General features: G+C 48.9%; 11 protein-coding genes. All 11 read left to right on the forward strand.

Annotated features, from left to right (window positions below; translation table 11 throughout):
* Window positions 1-8 precede the first annotated feature (8 nt).
* The 11 genes from CWI73_RS09025 to CWI73_RS09075 all read left to right on the forward strand — a co-directional run bounded on the left by CWI73_RS09025 (window position 9) and on the right by CWI73_RS09075 (window position 16,178).
* Complete coding sequence (locus CWI73_RS09025) at window positions 9-2,882, forward strand: YjbH domain-containing protein (protein ID WP_241968878.1); 2,874 nt, start codon at window positions 9-11, stop codon at window positions 2,880-2,882.
* Window positions 2,883-2,925: 43 nt separating this feature from the next.
* Entirely contained in the window at window positions 2,926-4,836 is a 1,911-nt protein-coding gene (locus CWI73_RS09030; RefSeq protein WP_126752510.1) for a nucleoside-diphosphate sugar epimerase/dehydratase, read from the forward strand.
* Window positions 4,837-4,860: 24 nt separating this feature from the next.
* On the forward strand, window positions 4,861-6,333 hold the full coding sequence (gene pgi, locus CWI73_RS09035; protein WP_126752475.1) for a glucose-6-phosphate isomerase: 1,473 nt from the start codon (window positions 4,861-4,863) through the stop codon (window positions 6,331-6,333).
* Window positions 6,334-6,489: 156 nt separating this feature from the next.
* Window positions 6,490-8,904: an Ig-like domain-containing protein gene (locus CWI73_RS09040; RefSeq protein ID WP_126752476.1), complete on the forward strand. Its 2,415-nt coding sequence runs from the start codon at window positions 6,490-6,492 to the stop codon at window positions 8,902-8,904.
* A gap of 295 nt (window positions 8,905-9,199) precedes the next feature.
* Window positions 9,200-9,562, forward strand: a complete 363-nt coding sequence (locus CWI73_RS09045) for a hypothetical protein (RefSeq protein ID WP_126752477.1) — start codon at window positions 9,200-9,202, stop codon at window positions 9,560-9,562.
* Window positions 9,559-11,328 carry a polysaccharide biosynthesis/export family protein gene (locus CWI73_RS09050; protein WP_126752478.1) on the forward strand — a complete coding sequence of 590 codons (1,770 nt, stop codon included), beginning with the start codon at window positions 9,559-9,561 and terminating at the stop codon, window positions 11,326-11,328. The genes CWI73_RS09045 and CWI73_RS09050 overlap by 4 nt, the downstream gene beginning before the upstream one ends.
* A gap of 19 nt (window positions 11,329-11,347) precedes the next feature.
* A complete protein-coding gene (locus tag CWI73_RS09055) occupies window positions 11,348-12,148 on the forward strand; it encodes an ABC transporter permease (protein WP_241968879.1) in 801 nt (266 codons plus the stop codon).
* Window positions 12,148-12,897: an ABC transporter ATP-binding protein gene (locus CWI73_RS09060; protein WP_126752479.1), complete on the forward strand. Its 750-nt coding sequence runs from the start codon at window positions 12,148-12,150 to the stop codon at window positions 12,895-12,897. Before CWI73_RS09055 ends, CWI73_RS09060 begins: the two co-directional genes overlap by 1 nt.
* A gap of 2 nt (window positions 12,898-12,899) precedes the next feature.
* Window positions 12,900-13,997, forward strand: coding sequence for a KpsE/RkpR family capsule polysaccharide export protein (locus tag CWI73_RS09065; RefSeq protein WP_126752480.1), 1,098 nt, complete (start codon window positions 12,900-12,902; stop codon window positions 13,995-13,997).
* A complete protein-coding gene (locus tag CWI73_RS09070; protein WP_126752481.1) occupies window positions 13,981-15,033 on the forward strand; it encodes a capsular polysaccharide export protein, LipB/KpsS family in 1,053 nt (350 codons plus the stop codon). Before CWI73_RS09065 ends, CWI73_RS09070 begins: the two co-directional genes overlap by 17 nt.
* Window positions 14,922-16,178 carry a glycosyltransferase family 4 protein gene (locus tag CWI73_RS09075; protein ID WP_126752482.1) on the forward strand — a complete coding sequence of 419 codons (1,257 nt, stop codon included), beginning with the start codon at window positions 14,922-14,924 and terminating at the stop codon, window positions 16,176-16,178. Before CWI73_RS09070 ends, CWI73_RS09075 begins: the two co-directional genes overlap by 112 nt.

Raw genomic sequence — 16,178 nt, forward strand, 5'->3', positions numbered from 1 at the left:
GCTTTTTTATGAAGAATACGTTGTTCGTTTCTGCTTTGCTTGCCGCAACCGCGTTTGGCACTTCCCTTGCTAATGCAACTGAGACCAAAAGCATAGAGTTTGAAGGGCCAGTCAGATTACAGCAGGCATTGTCCGCAATGGAAGATCAAGGAATGCTGGTAAATACTTACTGGCCAAGTGTGCGTTTGGTGAGCGTTCATGAAAATGAACAACTACAAAGTGATAAGCGACAAGTTATGGCGCAGCTGGATGAGCTCGCTTCGTACTGGCATAGCCGCCGCGAAACGGGAAAAGCAGAAGCCGCCGAATTATTAAAAGCTCAAATAAGTACTTGGCGGTTAGGTAAGCAGTATTGGGGCGGTTTGAGTATTGAACAGGCGAGACAAGAGTTGGCACATAACCCGCTGTTGCCGGCTGGTGAATACGAGTTAGTTGTTTCGCAGCGCCCAGACTATGTGTACGTATATGGTTTGGTGGGTAAGCCTGGTAAATATCAATTTTATTCAGGAAAAACCTTGGCGAACTGGCTGCAGAGCATAGAGGACAAACATGGGTTACTTAGTGCTTATAATAAGACAACGGCATCTAAAATAACGGTCGATGAGGAAGTAAAGGCCAACTGGGCCTATTTTAAACAAGACGATACAGAGTTGGCTGCAGGGGATATTCTTTGGCTGGGTTTTGAAAGTAACCAACTACCGCCTAAATTCGAGAGTTTAAATAATGACATAACGGCGTTATTAAAAAACTTTGTGTCGGATGAGTCTGTGCAGACCACCACCAACACACCGTTGTATACCGTTTCTTCTGAACCCACGTCAGACTGGCATTGGTCTCGTCAGGATCTCTCTCCAAGTTACAACAACTTTGGTTCTGTCGGGTTAATGCAGAACCCGACAGCGCGCATGGCCGAGGAAGGTGAAGTGGCGCTTTCTTACTCAGACATGCAAGAGTATTACCGCTACACGGTCAATATGCAGGTTTTACCCTGGTTAGAAGCAACCGCATTCTACAACCGCATGCCCAATAAAAAGTACAGCAATGTGCCAGACTTTAGCGGAGATACAATATACACCGATAAGGGCTTTGATATTAAGTTCCGCTTGTGGAAAGAAGGTTACTGGTTGCCAGAAGTTAGCGCCGGTTTCAGAGACTTTTCCGGAACGGGTTATTTTGACTCCGAGTTTGTCGTGGCAAACAAACGCTTTGGGCCTTTAGATGTGAGCCTGGGTCTGGGCTTTGGCCGGCTTGGAACATATGATGATGTCTCTAACCCTTTCTGTGAGGTTTCTGACGAATTTTGCGAACGTAAAGGTGGATTTGGCGGCGAAGGTGGAACCGTTGACGCCGACCGTTGGTTCACCGGTGAAGCAGCGTTTTTCGGTGGTGTTGAGTACCAAACACCATGGGAGCCTCTGAGCTTAAAAGTCGAGTACGAAGGTAACGATTACAGTACCGATAGACCTGGTGTAACAATTAAGCCAGACAGCCGCTGGAACTTTGGCGCCAACTACAAGGTTACCGACTGGCTTGACTTTCAGTTAAGTTACGAGCGGGGAAACACGCTTATGTTTAACGTTAACTTACGCACTAACTTTAATACGCTGGATCAAATAAAAGTTAAGAAAGACAGAACGCCGCCGCAGCAGCCAGCTAATGAGTCTTTAGCAGGAGTTGACTGGCAAGGCATGAGCTCAGATATGCGTCGCCAGGGCGCTTTCAGTGCAGCTCATTTTTATAAAAACAATGATGAAGAAGTGACGATGTTTGCGCATCACCGTCGTTACCGCGATAGCGATGAAGCGTACGACAGAGCGGCGCGCATTATGGCGGCGGAACTACCCGAGTCCGTCAAGACATACAATATGGTCGATATGACCTTATTTGACCCGAACGTTAATACAAAGGTAGATGCAGATACGTTTAAACGCCGTATTAACAACGCAGAGCCAGGTAAAGACGTCGATGAAACCGCAGAGTTATTTGCTCGGTTAGATTCTCCGGACATGCCGTCCGAGGACGACTCGAACTGGATGCTAAACCCCGATTACGACTTCAGTACGGGCTATGGGTTAAAGCCGTTTTTACAACAAGACTTCGGTAGCCCCGAGAACTTCTATACGTATCAGTTAGGCGTTTATGCGTTTGGTCGTCGCTGGTTAACAGAGAACCTCGAGTTATTTGGTGAAGCCGGATTTAACCTGGCAACCAACTACGACGAGTTTAACTTCTTAGGTGGTGGTCCTTCAGAGCTACCTGAGGTACGTACAAATATACGCCGCTATGTGCGCAATGATGTGTGGTTGGAAACGGCACAGCTAACGTACTTTAAACGACTAGGGCAAGACTGGTTTTCAATGGCCTATGCCGGTTACTTAGAGCGTATGTTTGGTGGTATTGGTGGTGAAGTTTTATACCGACCTATTGATAGTCCCTGGGCCTTTGGTGTGAACGTAAACCGGGTTCGTCAGCGCAACTTTACCGGCGGTAGTGGCTTCTTAGACTATGAAGTCACAACCGGATTTGCTAGCGTCTATTACCAGATGCCATGGTTGTCCGATACAATGGTTCAGCTCGATGCGGGTCAATTCCTGGCGGGTGACAAAGGCGTTAATGTAACAGTGCAAAAGCGCTTTGACAGCGGAGTGACTGTTGGAGCCTTCGCTGCTTTTACTAATGTCTCGTCAGAAGAGTATGGTGAAGGAAGCTTTACCAAAGGCTTTTTTGTTAATATCCCGTTTGACCTAATGAGCGTGCGACCGTCACGTGAGCGTGTCGGTATTTCCTGGACACCGCTTATGCGAAATGGTGGGCAACAATTACAAAGACAGTCCACGCTGTATGGTATAACGGACGACAGAGCGCCATTTTATAACCGCTAATAGTGCATAGAAGGAACTAACGTTGAAACCATTTAAAGTGCTTATGCAGTTGCCACGTAATTTTAAGCGTGGCATTGGCCTGACAGTCGATACTTTCTCGATTGCCATAGCCATGCTGTGTGCGTACTTATTGAGTTTCGACGCAATTCTGCCGCTTCGTCCGTCACAGTGGGTGCTATTAGGAAGCATAGTTCTTTGCGTAACACTACTGGTTTACATACGTATGGGCTTGTATAGAGCCGTTGTAAGGTATGTAGGCTTTAAAATACTCAGCCTTGTTTTTGCGACAGCTTTGTTTAGCGGTGTTTTGTTGTTCCTTGGAGCCATATGGATGGGAATTGCGCTACCTGCTGCGGCTATTGTGAACTATGTACTTATTGCCTTCCTTTTAACAGGAGGCAGCCGTCTTATAGTAAGAGAAGGGTATCAGCGGGCGGTTAGCCGTAAAAAAGACCGCGTTATGATATACGGCGCAGGCTCGGCCGGGCGTCAATTAGCGCAAGCGCTAACCAACGGTGACGAATTTCATCCTGTTATGTTCATAGATGACGATGCTGGTTTACAGAACACCTCCGTTCTTGGGCTAAAAGTAGTGAGCCCGAAGAACATTCAAAGGGCAGTCAAAGAGTGTGACGTACAACGTATACTGTTAGCGTTACCGAGCACTCCACGCTCGCGCCGCCGGCAAATTTTAGAAGGTTTAGAAATGCTGCCGGTTAAGGTGCAAACGGTTCCGGGTATGTCCGACATGGTGAACGGCGAAATGGCCATTGACCAGCTTCAGGATGTTCGAGTGGAAGATCTGCTGGGTCGCGACCCGGTAACGCCGGCGCCGCAGTTAATGGAAAAGCACATAACCGGACAGACGGTGTTAGTGACCGGTGCCGGGGGCTCTATAGGCTCTGAGTTGTGCCGGCAAATACTGCAACAGCGCCCCAAAGCGTTAGTGCTTTACGAGCTTTCTGAATTTGCGCTTTACGCAATTGAACGCGAACTCATGCACATTTGTCGGCATCAGGGCATTGGGGCAGAAGTGATACCTGTCATTGGTACAGTACAGCGACGTAACCGCATTGAAACAGTACTGAAGACTTTCTCTGTCGATACTGTCTACCATGCGGCGGCTTATAAGCATGTGCCGCTTGTCGAATACAATATGGTTGAGGGTGTGCGAAACAATGTGTTTGGCACCTGGCATACCGCCGAGGCAGCTATTGCCGCCGGTGTTAAACAGTTTGTGCTTATTTCTACTGACAAAGCGGTCAGGCCTACCAATGTCATGGGCACCACAAAACGCTTGTCGGAATTGGTCTTGCAGGCGTTAGCGTTGCGCGAAGCAGACACGCGTTTTTGCATGGTGCGCTTTGGCAACGTGCTGGGCTCGTCCGGCTCGGTTGTACCTCTGTTTAAAGAGCAAATTGAACGAGGCGGGCCAGTAACGGTTACGCACCCCGATATAACCCGCTTTTTTATGACCATACCTGAAGCTGCACAGTTGGTTATTCAGGCGGGGACTATGGGGCATTCGGGGTCGGTATTCGTGCTGGATATGGGCGAGTCGGTCAAAATTGTCGATTTAGCCCGCAAAATGATTCGCCTGTCCGGGCTTGAAGAGAAAACCGAGGAAAACCCGCATGGCGATGTTGCCATTGAGTTCACCGGCTTACGCCCAGGCGAGAAGTTGTACGAAGAGCTATTGATTGGCGACAACGTAGAAGCCAGTGATCACCCTCGTATTTTGCGTGCTAACGAGCACTCGCTCGAGTGGAATGATATGGAAGCATTATTGAATAAATTAGATGACACCTGCCAGCGCTTTGCCATAGACGAGTTACGAGAGGTGTTATTGAAAGCCCCTACGGGCTATCAGCCGACTGATGATCGTATTTGCGATGTAATTTGGAATAAACACAGAACTTGTGAAGATAAAGGTGACGACGCGGACGTAGCCTGATCGGATATAAAACGGAAGTAATTAATGATAAAAAACGGACCTTACCTGGCACTGGACACCAGCTACCAAAAGCTGTCAGTGAATGAACTGATTGAACAAACTGCAAAACGCTTACCGGAATCATTTAATGATGCCCGCAAGCAGTTAAGCCGTGGTGAATATCTGAATGTCAGTGAAAACCGCCCGGTGACCCATACCTTAAGCCGCTCTGTTCACGCAGTGGCTAAGCAGACCAACCGTAAAACCCGCTTTGTGGACGTGATACAAAAGCTGCGCTCGGGGCGTTGGTTAGGCTCTACCGGCAAGCCCATTACCGATGTCGTCAATATTGGCGTAGGTGGCTCTGACTTAGGTCCGCAAATGGGCTCGTTTGCGTTAAAAGAGTTTGCCGATGATGCAGTTTTGCATGACTTACAAGTGCATTTTGTCTCATCGATGGACGGTGGGCAACTATACGCGGTATTACCTATTGTCGACCCGGAAACCACGTTATTCATTATTTCGTCCAAGTCATTTGGCACTGTCGACACTTTCGCTAATGTCGATACTGTGCGCCGCTGGATAGAGCCTGCGTTAAGCCAGGAGCAGTGGTTGGACAAACACGTAATAGGTGTGTCGGCGAACGCCCAGGCTATGACCGACTACGGTATTCCACCTGCGCAGCAGTTTACTTTTGGTGAAGGAGTTGGCGGCCGCTTTTCGTTGTGGTCGGCTATTGGCTTGAGCATAGCGCTGACCACTGGTGTGCGACCATTTGAGCGAATGCTGGAAGGCGCCAAAGCTATGGACGAGCACTTTTTCACAGCGCCGGCCGAAGACAACTTGCCTATGTTGCTGGCGCTTTATGGTGTGTATAACCGTGAAGAGCTGGGCATTAATAACTTGGCGATTTTGCCGTACGACGGTCGCTTGCGTATGTTGCCCAACTACCTGCAACAGCTGGACATGGAAAGTAACGGTAAACAGTCAACGGCAGACAATAAAGCGATAGATTACCCAACTGGCCCTATTATTTGGGGCGGTTTTGGACCTAACGGACAACATGCGTTTTTCCAACATTTGCACCAGGGCTACGATCAATTTACCGCCGACTTTGTTACCGTATTGAAGCGCGAAGCACCAGGCTTTGAACCAGCCGTTCAGGAAGGCTTAGCAGAGCAACAACGTTTAGCCGTTGCGAACTGTCTGGCGCATCGCAGGCTACTGTGGGAAGGCAGTGAAAATACCGAATCACCACGCGACCACTACCCAGGTGGGCACCCGTCGAATTTGCTCATAATGGATGAGCTGACACCAGAAAGTTTCGGTGCCTTGTTAGCTGCGTACGAGCACAAGGTGTTTACGCAAGGCATTATCTGGGGCTTAAATAGCTTTGACCAACCGGGCGTCGAAAAAGGTAAGAAAATTGCCGTCGATGTATTGCGAGTATTAGACGGTGACAGTAAAGAATCATTTGACCAAAGTACCGATGCGGTTATAAAACGGATGACGGTGTAACCTCCACGTCAATTGACGTCGGGTGTAAAAGATTTGTAAATATTTTGTAAAGGTTTCGTTGACCTTCTTTACGTTCTTTCCTAGTTTCTATTATTCGGACCACTGCTTTTAGCGGTGGTGCGGGTAATAAAAATGGACAATAACTAGGAACAAGCCATGAAATACTCGTATTTATTATTATTCGGCGCAGCGCTTACACTCGCTGCGTGCGGTAGTGACAGCGATAATGACACAGGCTCTGGTGGTGGCGACGGAGGCGGCGATACCAGCAACACCGCTCCGGAAGCAGTCAACGACGAAGTAACTGCAGAAACTGCAACAGAGCTAAGCATTGATGTTCTCGAAAACGACACCGACGCCGACGGTGACGCACTCGAAATTATCGATGTTTCAGAGCCTGAAAACGGTACCGCAACCATTGACGGCGACGTCATTCTATACACCTCTAACGACGACTATACCGGCTCCGACTCGTTCACTTACACCATAAGTGACGGCGAAGACGAAGCATCAGCCGATGTCAGCATCACGGTTCAACAAACCGTTAGCATCTCCGGTAAGGTTGTTGACTCACCCATTGCTAACGCAACAGTCACAGTCACTTTAGGCGGAGAAACATACACTGCCGAAGCCGACGAAGACGGCGTTTACTCATTAGACGTAACCTTTTCAGAAGGTGCTGAGCTGTTGACCATAATGGCACAAGGCTCAGCAGAGAATAATCAGGATCATGTCGAGCTTGTCAGTGCTCTTCAGTCAATGGCAACGCTTGCCCAAGCTGCGGGCGACGATGGTGTTCTAGAGCGCTCAGAAGCGCCAGGCACTAACGTCACTAACGTTACAACCGCGAGCTACACACTCATGAGAGAAGCCAATGGTGGTGAAGCACCAGCAGACGAAGAAGCCCTCAGTGTTGCTCAAGAAGCGGTCGACCCGAACGAACTGTTAGAAGTATCGGCAGTTATTAAGCTGATTGTTGACAACGAAAATTTCTCGTTGCCTGAAGACACAGAAAGTGTGTTAGATCTGGTGCAAAATAAAGAGTCATACAACGCCTATGTTGAAGACGTTAAAGCAACAGACCCCGAAGCACTTGACGCTGTAGTTGACGAAATTGTTAATGACCCAGAGCTTGTCGAGCAGGAAGAAAACCCAACGCCGCCGTCATTTTACATGGCAACATCGCCAACTCAGCCGGGTTTTGTCAGTCGTTCTTATGAAGTGCTGGTATTTGAGAGCGACGGCAGTGGCATGGTGGTTTCGCCCGTTTATTCCGATCAAAGCAACTCCGCATTTACCTGGGAGATTGATGAGGACGGGTACTATGTCTTGACGTACGAAAACCCTGTTCAATTTACGAGCTATTTGTCTGTCCATAATGTCACTGACGACCCGGATATTAGAGCAGCCTATGAAGCGGCGGACAGAGCCCAGGTTCAAGCCACTTATACTGAAAACGGTAAGCGCTTTAAAGTTATTACCAAGGGTAACCGTCAAGACAGTATTCGCGAAGAGTACACCCAAACGGTTACGTATGAGCCTCTTGAGTGGGAAGGTGAAACTTACCAAATTCCTCCTGGTGAAAATACATATACTCCTAGTACCGTTTATTTAAATGGCGATAGCTTAGAGCTTATTCCGGTAACACAGGAAGACGTAGTGGGCACATGGGCCGTTAACGTGCTGGGTGAGTTTGCGAGCGAAGACGGCTCCCTACAGTTCGCCTCCGACATGGTTGCTTTTAACGAAGATGGAACCTTCAGTGCTCTGTATACCGGTGTTGAGGGTACCTGGGAGCTTTCTGATGGCACCGTCGAAATGTTCTATGGTGACGTCGAACAAACCGTCGAGGTATTTAACCAAATTGGTGGTCTTTATGGGGCGCTAATGGCGGCCGAGACCTCTGATGGCAACATTGTCGCAAGCTATAATCGTGTCGTTAAACAAGATCCGGAAATAGCAGCGGTGGCGGACGATATTCTAACCGACGCAAATGAACTGTGGTTTGGTCATATTAATAGTTGGCCAAAAGAAACCTGGGATCAGGAGTCGGGCAGGCCTTTACTGGACTACTACTTTGGATGGCAGTTTGAGCAAGGGACCACTGGTTACAACGTGAGCACTTGGTGCAACGAAGTCGATGACGAAGGCTGGTGTATCAACGACCCGGCTATATTGACAGCAACTTATACCGACACCAACTGGTACCTCTCTGACAATGGCCAGACTCTGGACATTGAAAGAGCTGCGCGATGTGTTTCTTGGGAGCTGTCTGAAGACTGTATGGTACGTCGCTGGCACCTGCTGCATGAAACGGAAGACGGCTGGGTGTATGTTCTAGAGTATGAATTCGAGGACTTCGAGCTGGGTAATGGCACGGTCGATGTGTCACGCACCTGGGTACAGCCTCGCGTTAATATGATGGAGCTACGCAACCTACCGGGCGACTTAAGCAATCCGGATATGGGTCAAGCCTCGGCCAGCAAAGCAGCTTCCGCACGTGCTGCTGGAGACATTGAACGCATCGGCTTCTTGCCGCGATTCAATAATAACCCGGCACCCAAACACTAACAGTAGTACCTAGTAACCGAAAACGCATCAGGCTATTCCCCGTAGCCTGATGCGCCCTAACTATGAGACAAGCCCTGACGACCTTAGTCATTAATTATTACTTGGTTGTTGAAACTTTGCCCGCGCTAAGCAATTAGCGCGGCTTTTTTATGACTTTTCCTAGATAAGACTGTGTCTGCTAGGTAGAATGACGACAGGCTAAAAATAAAAGGACTTTATCTGCCTATTGGGAGCAGCATCCCAAGGGCGGTAGCGTGCCTAAACGCTGACAACTTACTGGCAGGCAAAACAAGTTATGAAAATAAAAACACTAAAATACGCAGTGGCGAGTCTCTCGGTTTTACTCGGTGCGGCAGCTTGTAGCACAACCCCAGGCAGTAACAGTGGCTGGCATAGTGCTGAGAACATTAACTATTTAACCCCCCAAAGCACGGAAAAAGTAAAATTTGCCGAAGTGGGTGAAGTACTTAATGTTGTCGATACAAACCGCCAGGAGTACGAACTGCAAGTAAAAGAGCGTTACTTCTCTGCAAGCGGTAAAGACTGTGTCAAAGCACAGACACCGCAAAACGCGTTAGTTATCTGTGAATATGGTGAAGAGCGTTGGGGCATAACCCGCAGCTTTAATCAGCTCGAGAGCGGGAGAGCACTACAATGAAAAAACTTTTAGCCACCATCACCTTATTAATATTTAGCGTTATAGCAACAGCTCAAAGCCTTTCTGACCTTTCTCCACAACAGCGCGAACAGCTCGAGCAGCGAATGAGTCAACAAGGCTCGGCTGCCAACACCTCTGCAGCAAACCCTCAAGTGTTCAGTCAGGCAAACCAATCTCCCTTAGCCTCGGGTCAACAACTTCCAACACAAAGCCGCACCAATTGGCGCACCGGCACCTACGGCCCGGTTATGGAAGAAATGTTGTCAGAAGAAGATCGCCAGGCCATTCAACCCTTTGGTGCTGAGTTATTTACCGGTGGCTTTAGAGGTTTGCGCAGCGACGGCCTAAACCCAGGCTACAAAATTATGCCGGGTGATCAAATCACCCTAAAAGTCTGGGGTGCCACCGAAGTGGAAAGTGTACTACCGGTAGACGCTCAAGGGTATGTGTTTATTCCCTCGGTGGGGCCAGTCAAAGTGCAAGGCACCACAGCCGGGCAATTAAAAAGCGTTATTGAAGGCGCTATTCGTTCGGTGTATTCCAGTGACGTAAAAGTGTACACCAACGTGCAGGGCATACAGCCGGTTGCGGTTATGGTTACGGGGTATGTCAATAAACCAGGGCGTTACGCAGGGGTTCCAAGCGACTCAGTTTTATATTTTCTGGACCAGGCCGCGGGCATAGATAACGAACTGGGCTCTTATCGCCAAATTGACCTGATAAGAGACGGCAAAGTCATTAAACAGTTCGACCTTTATAGCTTTTTGACAAAAGGCACCCTCAAGCAGCCGCAGCTTGAAGAGGGCGACACGCTATTAGTTCATGAGCGAGGTTCTAAAGTAACGGTTTATGGTGACGTCGGGCGCTCGTATCATTACGAACTGGAAGAAAAAGTAGCCACCGGTAAAGACATTGAAAACTTGTCTCAACTTAAAGCCGGCGTTTCACACGCGTTGTTAGTGGGTACTCGCAACAACGGCCCCGTGGCAGATTATGTCACTTTGTCTCAGTTTGAAAATGTACCGGTAAAAGACGGCGACGAAATTGCCTTTTTTGCTGACAAACGCCCCGAGCAAATTGTGGTGCAGCTGGAAGGTAAGTACCTCGGACAATCGTATTTTGTCTTACCGAAAAACGCTCGCTTAATGGAGTTTTTAAACACGGTTTCTATTGACCCTAAAGAAACCGACTACAAAAACATATCCATAAGACGTCAAAGCGTTGCCGAGCGTCAAAAGAAAGCCCTGGAAGAAAGCTTAGATCGTCTTGAGCAAACCTACTTAGGTGCGCCGTCGTCAACCGCGGAAGAGGCCAGTATACGAGCGCAGGAAGCGCAACTCATAAGCCAGTTTGTGGAAAAAGCGCGCGACGTAAAACCCTCAGGCCGCCTTGTGGTCAGTAATAACGACCAACTTGTCGACGTCCGCTTACAGCATGGCGACGTCATAACACTGCCAGCACGTACCGACTCGGTATTAGTCAGCGGTGAAGTCTATGTGCCTCAGTCAGCGGTGTATGTCGACAACAAAGACGTTTACCAGTACATAGAAGGCGCCGGCGGTTTCACTAACCGAGCCGACGACGACCGTATACTCATTGTTCGTCAAAATGGCGAAGTTGTGAATGCTGACAACGCTCAACTGCGCCCGGGCGATGAAATACTGGTTTTACCAGCGGTTAGCAGCAAAAACGTTCAGCTAGCGCAGTCTATTACACAAATTCTGTATCAAATTGCGGTAGCGACCAAAGTGGCGCTGGACTTATAAGCGGTAAGCGAGAGATAACGTGAGTATCCCCAAGGCAAAACCGCGCTCGCCGTGGCTTGTCACATGGCATGTTTACACCGCATTGTTTATGCGGGAGTTCATAGCGCGGTTAACGCAGGACCGCTTTGCGCCGGTTTGGCTGTTTTTAGAGCCGATACTGCATGTGGTCCTTCTTGTTGCGGTGCGTGACTTAATTGGCCGAGGCCGCATAGTACCAGGCGCAGAGTTTATTCCCTGGCTGGTTATTGGCCTACTCACTTATTTTTTATTCCGTTCACTTTGGAACCGCGGCATGACCGCCATTAACGGCAATAAAGCGCTGTTTTGTTACCGGCAAGTGCATCCAACCGATACTGTGATCATTCGCTGCGCTATGGAAGCCAAACTGCACAGCGTCGTCACATTAATTATGATAACCGTATTTGTGATGTTGGGCTTCGACATGGTGCCCGCCGACCCACTCGGTGCAATAGAAGTCTGGCTAGCCGTTATATTGTTGGGGCTGGGTATGGCTATGAGCTTTTCTGTATTGGTCACCTTTTTCCCGGAGGCGGCGAAAATTGTCGCGCTAGTGTCATTACCGCTGTACCTGCTGTCCGGTGTTATGATCCCCATACAGCTTATGCCGCACGGCATACAAGAATACTTGCTTTATAACCCCATGTTACACGCCATTGAGCTTATTCGCGGGAGCTTCTTCTCAACTTACCACATGGTGCGGGACGTAGAGCTCAGCTACGTCTACGAGTGGGGCGTGTGCACACTGTTACTTGGGCTGGCGTTGCAGGTTCGCTATAAAATGCGGATGGTCTCAAGCTAATGTCTGCAGAGCCAGTAATAGAAGCACGCAATGTGTGGAAGCGTTACCACGGCCCCTTTGGCGGTGACTGGGTGTTAAAAGGGCTTAACTTTACCATACCCCGGGGCATATCGGTGGGCATTGTTGGCAAAAACGGCGCGGGTAAGTCTACACTACTGCGAATGATAGGCGGCATGGACGCGCCCGACAAAGGCGAAATTATTGAACGCTGCCGTATTTCCTGGCCAATAGGCTTAAGTGGCGGCTTTCAGCCATCTATGACAGGCCGTCAGAACGTCAAGTTTGTTAGCCGCATACAGGGTGGTAATAAATACGTCGACGACATTATTGAAGAAGTACAAGCCTTTGCAGAAATAGGCAAAGCCTTTGATAAACCCATAGCCACGTACTCTAGCGGTATGAAGGCACGCCTGGCGTTTGGGTTGTCTCTGGCCTTTGACTTTGACGTGTACTTGTCCGACGAAGCGACCGCCGTAGGCGATGTTACTTTTAAAAACAAGGCAACCCAGGCCTTTCAGGACCGCATTGGCCGTTCCAGCCTTATTATGGTGTCGCATCAGGTGAAAATTTTACGCGACTTATGTCAGTCGGGCATTTTTCTGCATGAAGGCAAAGCCATATGGTATGACAAACTCGACGACGCGCTCGACGCTTACTATGAAAGTATTGGTCAAACGCCCAATTATAATGAAAAACAGAAACCGGGCCGCTACGACCCAGAAAACCTAATTGATAATAAGAGGACATAGCTTTGAACTCGCCCTTAATACGGACAATAAAACGACAACCGCACTGGGCCATAGCATTGGTTTTAATTTTGGTGGCTGCTGTTTACTGGGGGCTTATTGCTACCGACCGCTACGTTTCCAAAGCGCACATTGTGCTCGAAAGCCCGGAAGTGAATATGTCCAGCATGAACATATCATCGCTGTTAAGCGGTACCCAGGGCTCGGGCGACTTGCTACTGCTGCGCGACCACTTATTGTCAGTGACGATGCTGAAAAAACTGCAGCGAGATCTCGACTTACGCAGTCACTATTCGCAAGACTTTATCGACCCCTGGTCCAGGCTCGACAGTGCCGATGTTCCCATTGAAAAGTTCCACGAGTACATTCGAAGTCATATGAGTATCGAGTTCGATGAGTACTCAGCAATACTAAAAATTCAGGTGCAAGCCTACGACAGAAAAATGTCGCAAACTATAGTTCAGGTCTTACTCGACGAGGGTGAGCAACATATGAACCGCATGGGGCAGCGCTTGGCTGAAGAGCAAGTTGAGTTCATAGACCAGCAGGCAAAACAAGCGGAAGAGCGCTTATTTGCAGCGCGCGAAAAAATGCTGCAGTTTCAGAACGAAAATGGGTTAGTGTCGCCCACACAAACCGTACAAGCTATTTTTACTACGGTGTCGCAATTGCAAGCGCAAATCGCCGCATTAGAAGCGCGCAAAAAGGCATTGCTCGACTATCAAAGCGAAACTTCACCGGAAGTAATGCGGTTGTCCCGCGAAATTCGTTCGTTAGAGCAGCAAACTCAGCTTGAACAAGACAAAATGGCCAGCCAAACCGGTACTGCCTTAAATGAAACCTCTGCGGAGTTTGAAACCCTGCAGTTGCGTGCCGAATTTGCGCTTCAACTTTACACCAACACACTTACTGCACTGGAAAGTACACGCATTGAAGCCGCCCGAAAACTAAAACAAATATCGATATTAGAGTTTCCAACGCTGCCGGAATATTCCACCAAGCCAGACCGCACCTATAACTTTATGGTGTTTTTGCTGTTTACCGTATTTATTACGGCCATTATTCACCTAGCGCGCGCCATAGTACGTGATCACAAGCATTAAGCCGCCGGTTTACATTGTTGGCGTAAAGCGCTTTTGGAAACCCAGCTGGCAACAGTTTTTCGGCTATTTGCAGCCGCAATTTGTGGCCAAACCAAGCCAGGTACCAGCCGGAGCCAGCGCATTAATATGGGGCCTGCAAACACCACAAAGCGCGTTCAACAATAAAGTAAAGGTATACAGAGTAGAAGACGGTTTTCTTCGCTCCGTAGGGTTGGGTGCTGAATTTACCCGTCCTTGCTCTTGGGTGGTCGACAGCCGTGGCCTTTACTTTGACGCAACCCAGTCGTCAGACCTAGAGCACCTTTTACAAAACGGCAGCTTTACCGACAAAGACAAACACCGGGCTAAAGCGCTAATTCAGCAGCTGAACACCACGGGTGTGAATAAATACAACACCGGCAGCAACAGCTGGCAGCCACCGGTCACCCATAAGCGCATTATTTTAGTGCCCGGTCAGGTAGAAAGTGACGCCAGCATACAGCTGGGCTCGCCGGTTATAAAAACCAATATGGGTTTGTTGCAGCAAGTACGCGAACAAAACCCCGACGCCTTTATTATTTACAAACCGCACCCCGACGTAGTTGCCGGTGCCAGAGCGGCCGGGCAAGGCGAAGAGCGTACAAAACAGCTATGTGACGACTACGTAACCAGCGCCAGTATTAATCAGGTGTTTGCCGCCGCCGACGAGGTGCATACCTTAACCTCGTTAAGTGGTTTTGAAGCGCTGATACGCGGGAAAAAAGTGCATTGCTATGGGCAGCCATTTTACAGCGGCTGGGGTTTAACAACAGACTACAATCCGCAACCGCGACGCACACGAACATTAGAGCTAAGCGAACTGGTCGCTGCGGCCCTAATTCATTATCCTATGTATCGGCTGGCGCACAGTGGCAGCCAAAGTGTTACGCCAGAGCAAGTCATTGCATGTTTACAGAAACAACGCCAGCAACAAAGCACCCTTATTGCAAAGGCAGTAGCTCTACCAGGCACACTGCTGAAAAAGTCAGTACGCAAGCTGCTGAACGCCAAGCGGTAAACGGTATGAGTCAAGCGACACCACAGCACATCGCCTTTGTCGGCAAAGAAGTAAACGTTATGCTGGGCTTTCGCGGCGAGCTTATGCGCGAATTAGCCGCCAAAGGCCATAAGGTTTACGCCTTTGCCATTGACTACGACACGTCCAGCGAGCTAAAAATTCGTGAAATGGGCTTTATACCGGTAAAATTTTCGCTTAACGGTTACTCGGCAAACCCGTTAGCCGACTTAAAGACCTTGTGGCAGTTATATAGGGCCTATAAAAAGCATCGCATTACCTTAAGTTATTGTTATTTCGCGAAACCGGCCATATACGGAACACTGGCGGCCTGGCTAGCGCGCGTACCACAGCGCATTGCCAAAATTGAAGGCTTAGGCAAGCCTTTTACCGTAGGCCCAAACGGCTTAACCCTAAAAATGCGCGCTGTTAAAAAAGTACAGTGCTGGCTGTTTCGCATGGTATTGCCGCGCAGTACGGCATTAATAGTGCTTAACGAAGACGACAAACAAGACTTAAAAGAGCAGTGCAAAGTCGACATGCCGAACACCGTGATTTTAGGTGGTATAGGCGTGTGTTTAGAGCAATTCCAATGTTCGCCGGTGCCGTTAAAGCCTCTTACCTTCGTGTTTGTAGGACGGTTATTAGACGAAAAAGGCATCCGCTATTTTTTAGGGGTAGCCGAGCGGGTAAAAGCCAAGCACCCCGACGTGTTGTTTAAAGTGGTTGGTGGCGCTACTGCTAAGCAGGGTGTTTCACTGCCCGAGCTGAAACGTTATGTAAAGCAAGGTATTATCGACTACGTAGGGCATGTTGAAAACGTTGTGCCCTATATCGAAAGCAGTAGTGTATTTGTGCTGCCTTCGTATTATCGTGAAGGGCTGCCGCGCAGCACACAGGAAGCCTTAGCTATAGGGCGCCCTGTTATTACAACCGACGGCCCAGGCTGCAAAGAAACCGTCGAAGACGGCATTAACGGGTACCGGGTGCCACGGCACGACACCAATGCGCTGGAAAACGCCGTACTGAAAATGCTCAGTCACCCTGACAAGTTACAGAGCATGGGGTATGCTAGCCGTGCAATGGCAGAGCAACGGTTTAATGTGCGCGACGTTAATCGGCGCTTACTTAACGTATTAAATTTGTAA

The organism is Idiomarina piscisalsi (assembly GCF_003987095.1).
Taxonomy (GTDB): domain Bacteria; phylum Pseudomonadota; class Gammaproteobacteria; order Enterobacterales; family Alteromonadaceae; genus Idiomarina; species Idiomarina piscisalsi.